This window comes from Agromyces sp. NPDC029043 (assembly GCF_055564615.1).
Genome location: NZ_JBVHVX010000010.1, coordinates 13,942 through 30,710 on the forward strand (window position 1 = coordinate 13,942; position 16,769 = coordinate 30,710).

Consider the following 16,769-nt stretch of genomic DNA (forward strand, 5'->3'; position numbering starts at 1 on the left):
AAGCGAGAGGGGCACCGTGCTCGAACCCGACGCGCCGCTCGCGGTCGACGCGCCGCCGCTCGCGCGCGAGCACCTCGACCGGGATGCCGCGAGCCGCACGTCGCTCGAACGCCAGGGCGAGTTCGGGGCCGACGCCCACGCGCGGGTGCTCGTCGTCCGCGACGGCCGCGTGCTGCTCGGCGGCGGAGGTTCCGCGCGCACGCTCGGCCTGCGGCATCCGTCGACCCTCCCCGAGCCCGAGCTGCGCTGCTACCTCGGCCGCACCCTCGACTCGGGGCTCGACGGGTCGGGCGAGGAGCTGCCGACCGGAAGTCCCGTCGAGGCCTGGGTCCTCGACGACGCCCGAGCCGGCGAGCTCGCACCCGACGAGCGCTGGGCCGGGCTGCGGACGGTCGCCATCGAGCTCGACGACCGCGACGCCGGGCTCGCGATCGAGGCGGTCGCGCTCGCGAACTGGCACGCGACCCACGCGTTCTGCCCGAGTTGCGGCAGCCCGACCGAGGTCGTGTCGTCGGGGTGGGCCCGACGGTGCCTCGCCGAGGATCGACTGCGGTTCCCGCGCACCGACCCGGCCGTGATCGTGATCGTGACCGACGACGACGACCGCGTGCTGCTCGGCTCGAACGCGATGTGGCAGCAGGATCGCTTCTCGGTCCTCGCCGGCTTCGTCGAGCCGGGCGAGTCGCTCGAGGCGGCGGTCGTGCGCGAGATCGCGGAGGAGACCGGGCTCCCGGTCGACCGCGTGGAGTACCTCGGGTCGCAGCCGTGGCCGTTCCCCGCGAGCCTCATGTGCGCGTTCCGGGCCCGCGTGGCCGACGGCGCCCCCGTGACCGCCGTTCCCGACGGCGAGGAGATCCTCGAGCTGCGCTGGTTCGACCGCGACGAGCTCACGGCCGCGCTCGGACGCATGGCCCTTCCCGGCGAGACGTCGATCGCGCGCTGGATGCTCGAGCGGTGGTACGGCGGACCGCTCGCGTCGTCCGTGCCGTGGTCGACGTCGTGACGGCTCCGACCACCGATCCGCTGCTCGCCGCGCTCGACGACGAGCAGCGCATCGCGGCGGAGGCACTGAACGGGCCCGTGTGCGTGCTCGCGGGTGCCGGCACCGGCAAGACGCGCGCGATCACGCATCGCATCGCCTACGGCGTGGCGTCGGGTGCGTACGACCCGTCCCGGGTCATGGCGCTCACCTTCACCAACCGCGCGGCCGCCGAGCTCCGGAGCCGGCTGCACGCGCTCGGCGCGGGCGGCGTGCCGGCGCGAACGTTCCACGCGGCCGCGCTCGCGCAACTGAACCACTTCTGGCCGATCGTCGTCGGCGGCCCGGCGCCGCGCGTGCTCGAGTTCAAGGGCCGGCTGCTGGGCCTGGCGGCCGAGCGCTGCAGGCTGAAGGTCGACACCGCGACGCTTCGGGATGTCGCGGCGGAGATCGAGGTGCGCAAGGTCACCGGTCTGTCGCCCGACGAGTACCGAGCGCGAGTGGCGAGCCGCGGCGCGCCCGGCGCGCTCGACGCCGGCCAGCTGCTCGAGCTCGTCGAGGCGTACGAGACGCTCAAGGACGAGCGGCGCATGATCGACTTCGAGGACGTGCTGCTCGCCACCGCGGGCATGATCGAGTCCGAGCCGGCGGTCGCGATGCAGGTGCGCGAGGGCTACCGCCACTTCGTCGTCGACGAGTACCAGGACGTCTCGCCCGCGCAGCAGCAGCTGCTCGACCTCTGGCTGGGCGGCCGCGACGAGTTGTGCGTCGTCGGCGATGCCAGCCAGACCATCTACTCGTTCGCGGGCGCGTCGGCGGAGTACCTGCTCGGCTTCGAGCGGCGGTATCCGGATGCCACGCTGGTCCGGCTCGAACGCAACTACCGTTCGACTCCCGAGATCGTCGAGGTCGCGAACCGCCTGATGCGCGGCCGGCCGGGCGCGCTCCGGCTCGTCGCGTCGGCACCCGACGGAGGCGATCCCGCGATCGACGGCGCCGACGCACCGCCCGCCCATCGGGCGCCAGCGCCGCCACCGCACGGCGTGGCCCCGGAGGTGATCGCCTACTCCGACGAGCTCGCCGAGTCGCGTGGCGTCGCGGCTCGCATCCGGGACCGGATCGATGCGGGCGTCCCGCCCGAGTCGGTCGCCGTGCTGCTGCGCGTGAACTCGCAGTCGGCGCTGCTCGAGCAGGCGCTCGGGGAGGTGGGCGTCCCGACGAGGGTGCGGGGCGCGCAGCGGTTCTTCGACCAGCCCGAGGTGAGGCAGGCCGTCCATGCGATCCGCGCCGAGGCCCTGGTCGTGCGCGACGAGCCGATCTTCAAGACCGTCAGCGACGTGCTGCGCTCGCTGGGCTGGTCGGTCGAGCCGCCCGCCGGTCCGGGCGCGGTCCGCGCGAGGTGGGAGTCGCTCAACGCGATCGCCCGCCTCGTCGACGACCTGCCGGCCGGCACCACGCTCCGCGCGTTCGCCGACGACCTCCGCTCCCGCGCCGAGGCGCAGCACGAACCGGCAATCGCGGCGGTGACGCTGGCGACGCTGCACTCCGCGAAGGGCCTCGAGTGGGACGAGGTGCACCTCGTCGGCCTCACCGAGGGCATGCTGCCGATCGCGTACGCGACCGGGCTGGAAGCGGTCGACGAGGAACGCCGGCTGCTGTACGTGGGCCTCACGCGGGCACGGCGGCGGCTGACGCTGAGCTGGGCGGGGCGGGCCGCCGCGCATCGAGGTGAACGGGAGCCGTCGCGGTTCCTCCGAGAGCTCGGCATCCGCACTCCGGATGCGCCTCGAGCGGGCGGGGTCGGGGTGGCGGCGAACCCGCCGCGTCGCTGAACACGACCGTCGCCGCGTCGAGTGCGGTGCGACCGGCGTGCACGAGGTCGTCGACGACGGATGCCGCGAGCGCGAGCGCCTCGTGCTCGGCCCGCGCCGCGCGGGGCGGCGGGGCCGTCGCGGCGAGCTGGGCGGCGATCGCCGGCCATGCGGCATCCGCATCGCGTCGCGCCAGGTGGACGCACCGGAGGCACGGACCCGACCCCGGACGCACGAGGGGGCCGACCTCGACGCCGCGCTCGTCGTGCACCACGGCGAGGTGCGGGACGTCGGCCGCGAGCCACCGGAGGTGCGCGCCGGGCGCGACCACCCAGGAGCCCAGCAGCACGGCCGCGTCGGCCTCGCCCGGGTCGATCGCATCCGCGTCCACCGGGCGGTGACCCATCCGGGCGAGGAGGTCTCCGAGCGACGCGACCGGCCCGGCGTCCCCGCCGATCGCCACCACGGCGGACCGTCGAGGAGCCGCCTGGGGCGCCAACGCGGGTTCGAGCCGCCCGAGCAGCGCGTCGACCTCCGACTCGGTCGCACCGAGCCCTGCCCCGATCGTCCGGAGCGTGGGAACGGACGCGCCGGAGGACAGTGCCCGCAGCAACCCCAGCTCGGCGGCGCCGGGGTCGTCGAGCACCGCCGCGGGACGTGCGCCGCCGAGCTGCAGTTCGCGCGGCGAGCGCCAGACGAGGGGGAGGGCGGGGTCCAGTCGCGGCGTCATGCCTCGAAGCATGCCGCAGCCGAGCCGACCGCGCCGGGCTTCGTCCACAGGCCGGGGCCCTTCGGCAGGTCAGGCCCGCTCGTCGCCCGTCGTGCCGTCGCCCTGCGTGTCGTCGTCGGGCAGCTCGCCGCGCAGGAGCGCCTCGAGCGCCTCGTCGAACTCGGCGTCGGCCTCGCCCGCGGCCTGGCCCCCGGCCGCGAGGCGTGCCGCGAGGGGTGCCGGATCGTCGAGGTCGGCCGCGGTGGGGAGCAGGTCGGGGTGCGTCCAGAGCGCGTCGCGCGCCGAGACGCCCACGGCCTCCGTCACGGCCCGCCACATCCCCGCGGCGTCGCGCAGCCGGCGCGGGCGCAACTCGAGTCCGACCAGCGTCGCGAGTGCGGACTCGGCCGGACCGCCCGTGGCGCGGCGCCGGCGGATGGTCTCCGCGACCGCGTCGGACTTCGGGAGGCGAGCCGTGGCATCCGCCGTGACCACGTCGACCCAGCCCTCGATGAGCGCGAGCATGGTCTCGAGGCGCGCGAGCGCCGCCTCCTGCTCGGGGCTCTTCGGGCGCAGCAGCGCACCGTTGGCCACCGCGTCGCGGAGCTCGTCGGTGTTCGACGGGTCGAAGCCCTCGGCCAGCTCCTCGAGCCGCTCGACGTCGACGTCGATGCCGCGCGCGAACGCGGTGATCGCGGTGATGAGGTGCAGTCGCAGCCACCGGGCGTGCCGGAACAGCCGGGCGTGCGCGAGCTCGCGCACGGCGAGGTAGAGCTCGACCTGGTCGCCGGGGATGTCGAGGCCCTCGCCGAACTCGGCCACGTTCTGCGGCAGCAGTGCGGCCCGGCCGTCTTCCAGCAGCGGGATGCCCACGTCGCCGCCGGAGACCACCTCGGTCGAGAGCTGGCCCACGACCTGCCCGAGCTGCATGGCGAACATCGCCCCGCCGATGCCCCGCATCATCCGGCTCGCACCCTGGATCATGGAGCGCATCTCCTCGGGCGCCTGCTCGCTCATCACCCGCGTGAGCGAGTCGGCGATGCTGAGCGCGACGGGCTCGGCCAGCTGCGACCAGATCGGCAGCGTGGCCGTGGCCCACGAACGCCGCGTGAGGAGCTCGGGGGTGCCGGGGAGCGCGGTCACGTCGACCACCTCGTCGAGCCACAGCGCGGCGAGGTCGAACGCGGCGTCGAGCCGCTCGGCCTCGCCCGGCTCCACCTGACGTTGCCCGGCCGACGCGCGCTGCTCGGCCTGCCGGAGCGCGAGCGACCAGTCGATGCCCTCGTCCTCGGACCGTTGCATGGCCTGCTGGAGCTGGCTGAAGATGGCCGCGAGGCTCGCAGGATCGCTCGGCAGGCCTGCCGCGTCGGCGAGCTTCGACGGGTCGATGCCGCCCGATCCGGACAGCAGCTCGCGGAGCATGTCGCGGAACTCGTCCTCCGGGTTCCGGTCGCGTTCCTCGTCGCCTTCGGCCACTCGGGCCACCTCCCTCGTTCGGCATTCCACGCTACCGCCGTCACCCCGCTTCCTTCCCGGGAAATGGCCTAGGCTGACCTTCCGGGTGTCCGCCCGTCGCGAACAGCGCCGGCCCCGGTGGGGTCGCCATGCGGGCCCCGGGAAGGGATGTCGGGGCATGTCGCTGTTCGGGCCCGAGACGGATGCGGCGAGCCCGCGGTCGCGGCGCGAGCGCATCGGGTGGGCCGCGGTCGGCATCGCCGTCGTCATCGGCCTCATCTTCGCCCTGCTGCCGTCGCCCTACGTGATCCAGCAGCCCGGGCCGATCTACGACACGCTCGGAACGACCGAGGTCGACGGCGAGGAGATCCCGCTGATCGAGATCCCGGAGGAGGAGACCTATCCCACCGACGGCTCGCTCGACCTGCTGACCGTGGCCGCCGTCGGCCGTCCGGGCCGCACGCCGGGCTGGCTCGACGTCGTCGCCGCCTGGGTCGACCCGCGACGCGCGGTGGTGCCGATCGAGACGGTGTACCCACCCGGCCTCAGCGAAGACGACCGGAACGCCCAGAACACGGCGCAGATGGTCGACTCGCAGCAGGATGCGATCGCCGCGGCGCTGGTCGAGCTCGGCTACGAGTTCCCGCGCGAGGTCGTCGTGCTCGGGGTCGGCGAGGGCACGCCCGCCGAGGGCGTGCTCGAGGAGGGCGACATCATCATCGCGGTCGACGGGTCGGAGGTGCACTCGGTCGACGAGCTGCGCACCGCGCTCGGCGAGCACGGCACGGAATCACCGGCGCAGCTCGACGTGGTGCGCGACGGCGAAGTGCTCGAGCTCGAGGCGACGCCCGAATCGGTCGGCGGGCAGGCGGTGCTCGGCGTCGGCGTCCGCATGCGGTACGAGTTCCCGATCGACGTGCAGATCCGGCTCGACGACGTCGGCGGGCCGAGCGCCGGCATGATGTTCGCGCTCGGCATCGTCGACAAGCTCACGCCCGGCGCGATGACCGGGGGCGAACTGGTCGCGGGCACCGGCACGATCGACTCCGACGGGTCGGTCGGCGGCATCGGCGGCATCCGCCAGAAGCTCTGGGGTGCGAGCGAGCACGGCACCGAATGGTTCCTCGCGCCCGAGGCGAACTGCGACGAGGTCGCCGGCAACGTGCCCGACGGACTCGAGGTGTTCGCCGTCTCGACGCTCGACGAGGCGCGCACGGTCGTCGAGACCGTCGCGGAGGGCGGCGACACCTCCGACTTCGCCCGCTGCGCTGCGTGACCTGAGCGTTATCCGGTGCCCAGCCGCCCCGCAGCCTTTTCCACATGCGCCGACCCTAGGATGGGGAATCGACCCCGCCCCGACCCCGAATGAGGCCGAGAGTGTCCACAGCACAGCCGCAGGAACCGAGGATGCCGCGCCGTCGCGCGCCGATCGCGATCACGATCGGCATCGTCGGCGCGCTGGTCGTCGCCTTCTTCGTCTTCGCGGGCATCTACGCCGACGTGCTGTGGTACCAGCAGCTGGGGTTCGTCGAGGTCCTCGCGACGGAGTGGATCGCGCGGATCGTGCTCTTCCTCGTCGGCTTCGCCGCCATGGCGCTGCCCGTCTGGATCTCGATCCAGGTCGCGTACCGTACGCGCCCCGTGTACGCGAAGCTCAACTCGCAGCTCGACCGCTACCAGGAGATCTTCGAGCCGCTGCGCCGGCTCGCGATGTACGGCATTCCCATCGTGCTCGGCGTGTTCGCCGGCGTCTCGACGGCCAGTCGATGGGACTCCGTCCTGGTGTGGCTGAACCGCACGCCGTTCGGCACGACCGACCCGCAGTTCCGCCTCGACGTCGGCTTCTACGTGTTCGAGCTGCCCTTCTACCGATCGATCGTCGGCTTCGCCTCGGCGGTCGTGCTGCTGTCGGGCCTGCTCGTCATCGCCACCAACTACCTCTACGGCGCCATCCGGGTCAGCGGTCGCGAGGTCGTCATCTCCAAGGCCGCGCGCATCCAGATCGCCATCACGGCGGGCCTCTACCTCCTGCTGCAGGCGATCAGCATCTGGCTCGACCAGTACGCCACCGTCACCGAGGCCGGCTCGCTCATCACGGGCGCGTCGTACACCGACGTCAACGCGACGATCCCAGGGCGCCAGATCCTCGCCGTGATCGCCGCCGTGGTGGCCGTGCTCTTCCTCATCACGGCGATCCTCGGGCGCTGGCGCCTGCCCCTCATCGGCGCGGTGCTGCTCGTCGTGTCGAGCCTGCTCATCGGCTCGCTCTACCCGTGGGTCGTGCAGCGCTTCCAGGTCGACCCGAGCGCGCGGACCCTCGAAGCGCCGTACATCCAACGCAACATCGACCTCACGCGCGAGGCGTTCGGCGTCGACGACATCGAGGAGATCCCCTACGAGGCCAAGACCGACGCCGAGCCCGGCGCCCTCCGCGAGGATGCCGCGACGACCGCGAGCATCCGCCTCATGGACCCGGCGGTCATCAGCCCGGCCTTCCGGCAGCTCGAGCAGTTCCGCCAGTACTACCAGTTCCCCGAGACGCTCGACGTCGACCGGTACGAGATCGACGGCCAGATGCAGGACACGGTCGTCGCCATCCGCGACCTGAACCTCGAGGGGCTCGGCGACGCGCAGACCTGGTTCAACAGCCACCTCGTCTACACGCACGGGTACGGGCTCGTCGCCGCGGCCGGCAACCAGCGTTCGAGCGACGGACAGCCCGTCTTCATCCAGTCGGGCATCCCGTCGGCGGGCACGCTGCCCGAGTTCGAGCCGCGCGTGTACTTCGGCGAGAACTCGCCCGACTACTCGATCGTCGGCGCGCCCGAGGGCGAGCAGCCCATCGAGCTCGACTTCCCGGCCGGTGGCGAGGGTGAGCCGCAGCAGACGACGTTCTCCGGCGACGGAGGGCCGCAGCTCGACAACCTCTTCACGAAGCTCGTGTACGCCCTGAAGTTCCAGTCCGAGCAGATCTTCCTCTCCGACCAGGTCAGCAACGAGTCGCAGATCCTCTACGACCGGTCGCCGATCGAGCGGGTGCAGAAGGTCGCTCCGTATCTCACGCTCGACAGCGACACGTATCCGTCGGTCGTCGACGGGCGCGTCGTGTGGATCGTCGACGGATACACGCTCTCCGACCAGTTCCCGTACTCGAACAAGGTCAGCTACAGCGAGGCGATCTCCGACAGTGAAGGCGTGCAGCAGCCGCTCGCCTTCGACGAGGTCAACTACATCCGCAACTCGGTCAAGGCGACCGTCGACGCGTACGACGGCTCGGTCAGGCTCTACGCGTGGGACGCCGAGGACCCGATCCTGCAGACCTGGCAGAAGGTCTTCCCGGCCGCCATCGAGCCGATGAGCGAGATGTCGGGCGAGCTGATGAGCCACGTGCGCTACCCGGCCGACCTGTTCAAGATGCAGCGCGCCGTGCTCGGCCGCTACCACGTCACCGAGGCCGACGCGTTCTACTCGCGCGAGGACGCGTGGACCACGCCCCTCGACCCGACGCAGGGCCAGGCGTCCACGCTGCTGCAGCCGCCCTACTACCTGAGCATGCAGATGCCCGGCCAGGATGAGCCGACGTACTCGATCTACTCGACGTTCATCCCCGAGGCGCGCGGCACGGCGAGTCGGAACGTGCTCCGCGGCTACCTCGCGGTCGATTCCAACGCCGGCTCCGAGGCAGGTGAGCGCTCCGACGGCTACGGCAAGCTCAGGCTCCTGAACCTGCCCGAGGATGACAACGTGCCCGGACCCGGCCAGGTGCAGAACCGCTTCAACGGCGACACGTCGATCTCCGCGCAGCTGAACATCCTGCGGCAGGGGCAGTCCGACGTCATCAACGGCAACCTGCTGACCATCCCCGTCGGCGGCGGCCTCCTCTACGTCCAGCCCGTGTACGTCCGCTCGACGGGTGAGACCAGCTACCCGCTGCTGCAGAAGGTGCTCGTGGCGTTCGGCGACCAGATCGCGTTCCAGGACACCCTCGACGAGGCGCTCAACGTGCTCTTCGGCGGCGATTCCGGAGCGGCGGCCGGCGATGAGGAGGTCGAACCCACCGAGCCGGGCACGCCGCCCGAGGAGGGGACCGACCAGCCCGCGACGGAGGACACCGAGCTGCAGGCGCTGCTGAACCGCGCCCGCCAGGTGCTCCAGGACAAGCAGCAGGCGCTCCAGGCGGGCGACTGGGCGGCCTACGGCCAGGCCGACGCCGAGCTCGCCGAGATCATCTCCGAGCTCGTCGTGCTGGCCGACCAGGGCGCGGCCGCCGAGGTCCCGTCGACCGAGGCTCCCGCGACCGAGGCGCCCGCCGAAGGCTGATGGGGGTCGAGCTCACGGGCGGCGACTGGCTCGACCGCAACCGGGCGAACTGGGACGAGCGCGTGCCCGTGCACGTCGCCTCCGAGATGTACGACCGCGCGCGCCTCCGCGCCGGCGGGAGCGTGCTCGACCCGCTCGCCGCGGCGGGCATCGCGCGGCTCTTCCCCGACGGGCTCGCCGGCGTGCGGGTCCTGCATCTGCAGTGCCACTTCGGCTCCGACACGCTCTCGCTCGTGCAGGCCGGCGCCACGGCCGTGGGGCTCGACTTCTCGCGCCCGGCCGTCGAGGAGGCCCGGCGGATGGCGGAGGAGCTCGGCGTCGCCGACCGGGCGCGCTTCGTCGAGGCGAACGTGTACGACGCGCGGCACCGCCTCCCCGAGACCGAGTCGTTCGACCTCGTCTTCACGACCTGGGGCACGATCGGGTGGCTTCCGGATGTCGCGGAGTGGGCGCGTATCGTCGCCTGGTTCCTCAAGCCCGGCGGGCGGCTGTACTTCGCCGACGGTCATCCGGCGGCGTACGTGTTCGACGGCGACGGCGGGCGGGGCGGACTCCCGGAGTTCTCGTTCCCGTACTCCTCGGCCGACGTGATCGAGTTCGACGATCCCAGCGACTACGCCGACCCCGAGGCGCGTCTCGAGAACGCGAAGACGATCGAGTGGATCCATCCGCTCAGCGAGGTGCTCCGCGCACTGCGCGACGCCGGCCTCGTCGTCGACGAGTTCGCCGAGCACGCGGAGGTGCCCTGGCAGATCTTCCCGATCACCGTGCCGAAGGGCGACGGCATGTACGGCTGGCCCGCGGAGTCGTGGCTGCCGTTGTCGTACGAGGTCGTGGCGAGGCGCGACGCGCCCGGGCGCTGAGCTCGATTCGACCGACTCCGGTACCCGTGCTAGTGTTATCTCTTGTGCCGCGGGGTGGAGCAGCTCGGTAGCTCGCTGGGCTCATAACCCAGAGGTCGTAGGTTCAAATCCTGCCCCCGCAACCAGAGAGAGGCCGGTACCGGAGAGATCCGGTACCGGCCTCTTCTTCTCTGCGGTTCGTCGACCGGAGCGCCTCACCCGCGCACGGCCGCGGTCCGTCGCGGTGCCCGGGCGGTCCGAAGGGCCAGAGCGGCGTCGATCAGCGCCGAATGCGTGAGCGCCTGCGGGAAGTTCCCGAGGTGCGCGCCGGTGGCGGGGTCGAGTTCCTCGGCGAACAGCGCGAGCGGCGTGCCGAGCGCCAGCGTGTCGGCGAACACGTCGGCCGCGGCATCGGCGCGGCCGGTCTCGGCCAGGGCCCGGGCGAGCCAGAACGAGCAGGGCAGGAACGCGTTCTCTCCGCCGCGCAGGCCGTCCCGGCCGGGCGGGTACCGGTAGAGCAGCGGGCCGCCGGCCGAGAGACCGCGACGGACGGCGTCGACCGTGCCGACGACCTGCGGTCCGTGCGGGTCGTCGAAGCCCAGCCAGGAGACCGCGAGGAGCGCCGCGTCGAGGTCGTCGCCGCCGTAGGTGCGCGTGTAGGCGCCGATCGCCGGGTCGAACCCGCGCGCCCGGACCTCTGACGCGATCTCGTCGCGGGCTTCGCGCCACCGTCGGCGCGTGCGTTCGGACACGCGGTGCGTCTCCGCGACCCGCAGCGCGCGGTCGAGCGCGAGCCATCCCATCAGCTTCGAATGCACGTGCTGCGCACCGCCCGTGCGTACCTCCCAGATGCCCGCATCGGGCTCGCGCCAGCGCTCGGCGACCAGGTCGGCGTAGCCGCGCATCGTGCGCCAGGTCTCGCCATGCAGCGGCCGTCCGCGGCGAGCCATCTGCCACGCGGCATCCAGCACCCACCCGTACCCGTCGAGCTGGTGCTGGGCAGCCGCCGCGTTGCCGACGCGCACGGGAGGACTCCCGTCGTACCCGGGCCAGCCGGGCAGCACCCGTTCGCGCGGCGCCGGGCGGCCGTCCAGGGTCACCAGCACCGGCAGTCGCGGCCGTTGCAGCCGGCTCGCGTGGAGCAGCCACCACAGGAACCGATGCGCGTCGAGGTCGTCGCCGATGCCGAGGAACGCCCCCACGCCGATGCTCGCGTCGCGCGGCCACGCGTAGCGGTAGTCCCAGTTGCGGATGCCGCCCGGCTGCTCGGGCAGCGAGGTCGTCGGCGCCGCGACCGGCGCGCCCGAGGGGGAGTAGGTGAGCAGGCGCAGCGTCAGCGCGCTGCGGACGACCGCATCGCGGAACGGGATGTCGTGGTCGATGCGCGACGACCAAGCGCGCCACCGGCGCTCGTCGTCGAGGAGCGCCGTCCACGCGGCGTCGGCGTCGACCCGCACGAGCGGTTCGTGGTGCGCCATGCCGAGTGCGAGCGTGAGGTGCTCGCCGGGTCGCAGCCGGACGGCCTGCGTTGCTCCCGGCCGCACGGCCGAGGGGCGCGACGTCGTGAGGATCAGCGCGAGGGAGCCCCACGAGCACACGACCGCCCCGCCGTCGTGCCGCACGCGGGGCGCCGCTCGCGCCGCGCCGAGCCGCGGGTCGAACTGCACGACCACGTCGGCCTCCGATCCCTCCACCGTGACGCGTCGGACGAGGAGCATCGACGGGAGCAGTCGCGCGCCCACCTCGGCGATCATCCCCTCGGTGAGGGTGAGGTGCGCGTCGTCCACTCGCCACGTGGTCTGCAGCGTCGCGGTGTCGCCGCGGTAGCGGCGGTCGACCCGGATGGCGCGGCCCGCCGGCCCCACGCGGAACGCGCCCGACTCCGGGCCTCCGACCAGCCGGCCGAACACCGGTGCCCCGTCGAAGCGCGGCAGGCACAGCCAGTCGATCGACCCGTCACCGGAGACGAGGGCCGCGGTGCGCGTGTCGCCGAGCAGCCCGTACTCGGCGATCGGCGTGGCGCTCACCCCACCCCCGCCTGCAGGAGCAGGCCCAGGACGCAGCCGTAGACGACATGCGCCACGATCGCCACGACCGGGGTCTGGTAGCCGTAGTTGAGGCCGAGCAGGCCGGGCGGTTCGAGGACGGCGGTCGTGCTCGGGCCCGCGCGCTCGGACGCCATGCGCGGATGCACGCCCGGCAGCAGTGGCAGGATGACGAGCAGCGCGACCGCGACGTGCAGCAGGCCGAGCAGGCCGCCCAGCCACCACGTCGCGACGCCGACGAGGGCGAAGGTCGCGGCGTAGCCGAGCGCGAAGACCTGGCCGGCGGCGAGGTGGAGGAAGAAGCCGGCGACACGCGCCCGATCGGGATCCTCGGTGAACAGCGTGCCGAGCACGAGCGGCAGGTCGAGTCGCGTGAGGCCGGCGAGCTGGGCGCCGATCATCACGGCGGTCAACGCGGAGGTGGCGAGCAGGCCGCAGAGCAGCCATCCGGTCCAGTCCACCTCGAGCAGCAGCACGGTCGCTCCATCCCGGCTCGCGTCACGTCCCGCCGGGCGTGCTCGCGTGCCGAGTGGCGGCCGCTCCGGGCAGGCGGATGCAGCACCTGCCGGCACCCGGGTCGGTCACGACCTCGCCGGCGCCGGGCACGACCTCGGCCATGCCCCCCACGAGGGCGCGGTTGAGCCCGCACACGAGGTCGGTGTGGCGCTGCGCGAGCGAATGGAACGGGCAGTTGCCGAAGACCACGTCGTCGCCGTCGTCGGCAGGCTCGTAGCCCTGGCCCTCGAGCGCGGACAGAAGGGTCGGGCTGCCGTCGGCGAGCTCGCGGCCCTCCCGATGTGCGAGGTCGTGCAGCGTCGCCTGCACGTCGGCGCCGCTCGCGCCCGCCTCCTCGATGGCGCTCGCCAGCAGCTCGCCGACGAGGTCGTACTGCCGCTCGGGAAGCGAGACGCTCACCTCGCCGTCGGCGCGCGCATACAGCTTCGACGGGCGTCCGGCTCCCGGACCGGTGCGACCGCTCAGCCGCCGGTAGCGCACCTCGACCAGGCCCTCGTCGGCGAGCCGGTCGAGGTGGAAGGCCACCGTGCTGCGCGACAGCCCGACCGCCGCCGAGGCGGCGTCGCGCGTGATCGGCTCGGAGCTGCGGGAGACGAACTCGTACAGGGCGAGGCGCGCGGGGTCGGACAGGGCGGTGATCGCCCTGATGCGCCGCCCGCGTGCGGCGCTCGTGTTCGATGACCGGTCGGTCTCCACATCCCCAGTCTAGTTCTAAAACCGATGGACGTCGATGAAAGACCGGGGCATACCCTCGAGTCATGGATCGCAGACTCACGGCCGACGAGCCCATCTCCGAGTGGCTGCACGCCCTGGCCTCCACCGGACCCACGCCGGGCGGCGGCGCCGCGGCCGCGCTGATGGCCGGGATGGCGGCCGCGCTCGCCGAGATGGTCGTCGCGCACCGCGCCACCGCGGAGTCACCCGACGCGGAGGTGCGGCGACGGACCCTCGAGGCGTTCTCCGCCGCCATCCGCGAGGCCGCGCCCGACATGGCCGACCGCGACACGGCCGCGTCGGCGGGGTTCGCCGAGGCCAACGGACGTGAGGACGCCGCGGACCGGTCGAGCGCCAGGCGGGAGGCCGGCATCGCGGCCGCCGAGTCGTCTGCGGCGCTCGGCCGCTTCGCCGCGAGCCTCGTGCCGGTGCTGAAGGAACTCGTCGACGACACCGGCACCCTGCTCCTGGCCGACGTCGGCGTCGCCGCGGCCACGCTCGCCGCCAGCACGCGAGCCGCCGCGCTGAACGTCTGCACCGACCTCCTGCTCGCCGCGGAGGCCGGCACCGGACGGTCCGACCTGCTCGACGCGTTCGAGCAGCTCGAGGCCACGACCGACGACCTCCAGGCGATCGTCGATCGCGTGCGTGCCCGAGTGCATCCATCGCGTTCGGCGCCCGCCGGCGAGTGAGGACGGCGCGCCGCCTAGGCTTGGGGCATGCAGACGGATGGCACGCAGCTCGCGGTCGCCGCGGCGCAGTTCGCACCGACCGACGACGCCGATGCGAACCTCGCGTCGATCGCCCGCCTGGCCGAGCGGGCCGCCGGCCGCGGTGCCCGCGTGGTCGTCTTCCCCGAGTACTCCAGCTGGTTCACGCCCACCCCCGGCGAGGAGTGGCTCGCCGCCGCGCAGCCCGTCGACGGGGCCTTCACCGCGGCCCTCGCCCACCTCGGGGAGCGCCTCGACGTGCACCTCGTCGCCGGCCTGATCGAACGGCTCGAGGGGGAGCGGCGCGTGGCGAACACGGTCGTCGCCGTCGCGCCCGGCGGGGGCGTGGTGGCGCGGTACCGCAAGCTCCACCTGTACGACGCCTTCGGCCAGCGCGAGTCGGAGTGGGTGGCGCCCGGCGACATCGCCGAGCCCGAGACCTTCCCGGTCGGCGATCTCCGCTTCGGCCTGCAGACCTGCTACGACGTGCGCTTCCCCGAGGTCGCCCGCCGCATCGTCGACGCCGGCGCCGACGTGATCTGCATGCCCGCCGAGTGGGTGCGCGGCCCGCTCAAGGAGGCGCACTGGCGCACGCTCACGACCGCGCGCGCCCTCGAGAACACCTGCTACGTCGTCGCTGCCGACCACGCGCCCCCGGTCGGGGCGGGCAACAGCATGATCGTCGACCCGATGGGCGTCGAGCTCGCCACGGTCGGCGAGCAGGAGGAGGTCGCGCTCGCCTGGCTGTCGGCCGAGCGCATCGCCGCGGTGCGCCGTCTCAACCCGGCGCTCGCGCTGCGCCGCTTCGCCGTCACCGAGCGGCCCGACGACCGGACGTGATCAGGCCGACGGAGCGGGTACGCCCGTGACGATCGCTCGGATCCGCTCGACGGGCAGCTTCGGGCGGCGGTGCTCGTCCGTGAGACCGTTCGTCTCCTGGCGCGTGTCGGTCAGCTGCGTGTAGCAGAACCCCGACAGCAGCGGGGAGTCGTGCAGCGCGCCGATGAGGTCGGCGAGCTGCGCCTCGAACTCCTCGGGAGACCGGGCGACCGTGTAGCCCCAGGAGTCGTCGTCGCCGTCGGGCGAGTAGGAGACGCCGCCGAACTCGCTCACCATGATCGGCGTCGGTCCGTCGACGGGCAGTAGGACCAGGCGACGACCCGCGGGGCCGATCTCGCCGAGCCGGTCGACGAAGGTGGTCTCGTCGTAGGTCCTCCGGAGTTCTGCACCCGTCCCGGCGTAGTCGTGGACGGTGAGCAGATCGGACTCCGCGTGCTCCCATCCGTCGTTGGAGACGACGGGACGCGAGCCGTCGAGCGCCTTGGTGAGGTGATACAGGGCACGGACGTAGTGCAGTTGCGACGGGTCGTGCGCGACGTGCTGCACACCCCAACTCTCGTTCACGGGGACCCAGGTGACGATCGAGGGGTGGGATGCGTCGCGGGCGATGATGTCCATCCATTCGCGGACCGTCCGCTCGATGGCGCGCGGCGCGAACTCGAACGCGCTGGCGATCTCGCCCCACACCAGCAGCCCGAGGCGATCCGCCCAGAACAGCAGCCGCGGGTCCTCGGCCTTCTCGTGCAGGCGGACCCCGTTGAAGCCGAGCTCCTTGATCAGTTCCACTTCTGCTCGGATGGCGCCGGCGCTCGGCGCCGCCAGGTGAGTATCCGGCCAGTAGCCCTGCTCGAGGACGGATCGCACGAAGTAGGGGCGGTCGTTGAGCAGGAAACGCCGGCCGTGCGTCGCTGCGCTGCGCAGGCCGAGGTAGGACTCCACCTCGTCGATCGTCCGGCCCTGCTCGTCGACGAGGCGGATGCTCGCGTCGATGAGCCGCGGGTGCTCGGGCGACCACAGCAGCACCTCGTATCCCTGTCCATTCCGCTGATGGGGAAGGTGGAGTGTGAGTACCTGCTCGGGTTCGGTGAGCGCGACCGAGATGGAGGTGAGCGGCATCTCCTCGTAGCGGAGGTCGGCCTCGATCCGAGTGCCGGGACGGGGTCGCCCCGAGAGTCGGACGGCGAGGTCGACGGTGCCGCTCGGCACGTCGGCCTTCCATGTGAGCCGTTCGACCCGCTGGCTCGGCACGGCTTCGAGCCACACCGGCTGCCAGATCCCGGTCGTGCGGTGGTACCAGATGACGTGGGGATCCTCGAGCCAGTCCTGCTTGCCCCGCGGTTGGGCGACGTCGGCGGGGTCGTCCTCCGCGCGGACGACGATGGTGATCGAGTCGCGCGCGGCGAGTTCCGCCGGAAGCGCGAGGGCGAACGGCGTGTGGCCGCCCTCGTGGCCGCCCAGGAACCGGCCCTCGGCCCACACCTGCGCGCGATAGTCGACGGCACCGAAGTGGAGCAGCACGACGGAGTCGTCATCATCGCGACCAGCTCCCTCGAGTTCGGCGGCGGTCACGACACGTCGGTACCACACGACGTGGTGGAACCCGGTGTCGCCGATACCGGACGCCGGCGCCTCCGGCGGGAAGGGTACGACGATCGACTGGTCGAGCTCGATCTCACCGGTCTGCCAACCCCGCTCGAGGCCGAGCTCCTCGTCGTCGAAGGCGAATTGCCACGGGCCGCTGAGGTCGGTCCACCTCCGACGCATGAGCTGCGGCCGCGGATAGGTGCCGTCCTGGAGGGAGGCGCGCGTCGTCGTGATGTCCATGCGA

The 16,769-nt window shown here is 72.7% G+C and carries 12 protein-coding genes and 1 tRNA gene; 8 read left to right on the forward strand and 5 right to left on the reverse strand.

What is annotated here, in order from left to right; translation table 11 throughout:
• Positions 1–16 precede the first annotated feature (16 nt).
• Both nudC and ACZ4TW_RS13435 read left to right on the forward strand, forming a co-directional pair.
• Complete coding sequence (gene nudC / locus ACZ4TW_RS13430) at positions 17–1,003, forward strand: NAD(+) diphosphatase (RefSeq protein ID WP_465543231.1); 987 nt, start codon at positions 17–19, stop codon at positions 1,001–1,003.
• Positions 1,000–2,811, forward strand: coding sequence for an ATP-dependent helicase (locus tag ACZ4TW_RS13435; RefSeq protein ID WP_465543399.1), 1,812 nt, complete (start codon positions 1,000–1,002; stop codon positions 2,809–2,811). Before nudC ends, ACZ4TW_RS13435 begins: the two co-directional genes overlap by 4 nt.
• A gap of 778 nt (positions 2,812–3,589) precedes the next feature.
• Here ACZ4TW_RS13435 and ACZ4TW_RS13440 read toward each other — a convergent pair.
• The gene (locus ACZ4TW_RS13440) at positions 3,590–4,975 is read right to left on the reverse strand and encodes a zinc-dependent metalloprotease (RefSeq protein WP_465543232.1); all 1,386 of its coding nucleotides are present in this window, start codon (positions 4,973–4,975) and stop codon (positions 3,590–3,592) included.
• Positions 4,976–5,132: 157 nt separating this feature from the next.
• Between ACZ4TW_RS13440 and ACZ4TW_RS13445 the strand changes: the two genes are divergently transcribed.
• The 4 genes from ACZ4TW_RS13445 to ACZ4TW_RS13460 all read left to right on the forward strand — a co-directional run bounded on the left by ACZ4TW_RS13445 (position 5,133) and on the right by ACZ4TW_RS13460 (position 10,262).
• Entirely contained in the window at positions 5,133–6,230 is a 1,098-nt protein-coding gene (locus ACZ4TW_RS13445) for a YlbL family protein (protein WP_465543233.1), read from the forward strand.
• 131 nt (positions 6,231–6,361) lie between these two features.
• Complete coding sequence (locus ACZ4TW_RS13450) at positions 6,362–9,274, forward strand: UPF0182 family membrane protein (RefSeq protein ID WP_465543234.1); 2,913 nt, start codon at positions 6,362–6,364, stop codon at positions 9,272–9,274.
• Positions 9,274–10,137 (forward strand): class I SAM-dependent methyltransferase, encoded by an 864-nt coding sequence (locus ACZ4TW_RS13455; protein WP_465543235.1) that lies wholly within the window; start codon positions 9,274–9,276, stop codon positions 10,135–10,137. Before ACZ4TW_RS13450 ends, ACZ4TW_RS13455 begins: the two co-directional genes overlap by 1 nt.
• Positions 10,138–10,185: 48 nt before the next feature.
• Positions 10,186–10,262, forward strand: a tRNA-Met gene (locus ACZ4TW_RS13460).
• Between the two features lie 69 nt (positions 10,263–10,331).
• On the opposite strand, the gene ACZ4TW_RS13465 is transcribed toward ACZ4TW_RS13460, so the two are convergent.
• Genes ACZ4TW_RS13465 through ACZ4TW_RS13475 form a run of 3 tightly spaced genes read right to left on the reverse strand, consistent with a single transcriptional unit; the run spans position 10,332 to position 13,373 of the window.
• The gene (locus ACZ4TW_RS13465; RefSeq protein WP_465543236.1) at positions 10,332–12,143 is read right to left on the reverse strand and encodes a glycoside hydrolase family 15 protein; all 1,812 of its coding nucleotides are present in this window, start codon (positions 12,141–12,143) and stop codon (positions 10,332–10,334) included.
• Positions 12,140–12,637, reverse strand: coding sequence for a hypothetical protein (locus ACZ4TW_RS13470; RefSeq protein WP_465543237.1), 498 nt, complete (start codon positions 12,635–12,637; stop codon positions 12,140–12,142). Before ACZ4TW_RS13470 ends, ACZ4TW_RS13465 begins: the two co-directional genes overlap by 4 nt.
• 22 nt (positions 12,638–12,659) lie before the next feature.
• Positions 12,660–13,373: a helix-turn-helix transcriptional regulator gene (locus ACZ4TW_RS13475; RefSeq protein WP_465543238.1), complete on the reverse strand. Its 714-nt coding sequence runs from the start codon at positions 13,371–13,373 to the stop codon at positions 12,660–12,662.
• A 62-nt stretch (positions 13,374–13,435) separates the two neighbouring features.
• Here ACZ4TW_RS13475 and ACZ4TW_RS13480 point away from each other — a divergent pair, with 62 nt between their 5' ends.
• Complete coding sequence (locus tag ACZ4TW_RS13480) at positions 13,436–14,083, forward strand: cyclodeaminase/cyclohydrolase family protein (protein ID WP_465543239.1); 648 nt, start codon at positions 13,436–13,438, stop codon at positions 14,081–14,083.
• A 27-nt stretch (positions 14,084–14,110) separates the two neighbouring features.
• Positions 14,111–14,941 (forward strand): carbon-nitrogen hydrolase family protein, encoded by an 831-nt coding sequence (locus ACZ4TW_RS13485; RefSeq protein WP_465543240.1) that lies wholly within the window; start codon positions 14,111–14,113, stop codon positions 14,939–14,941.
• Here ACZ4TW_RS13485 and ACZ4TW_RS13490 read toward each other — a convergent pair whose 3' ends face one another.
• Positions 14,942–16,765: a glycoside hydrolase family 2 protein gene (locus ACZ4TW_RS13490; protein ID WP_465543241.1), complete on the reverse strand. Its 1,824-nt coding sequence runs from the start codon at positions 16,763–16,765 to the stop codon at positions 14,942–14,944.
• Positions 16,766–16,769 lie beyond the last annotated feature (4 nt).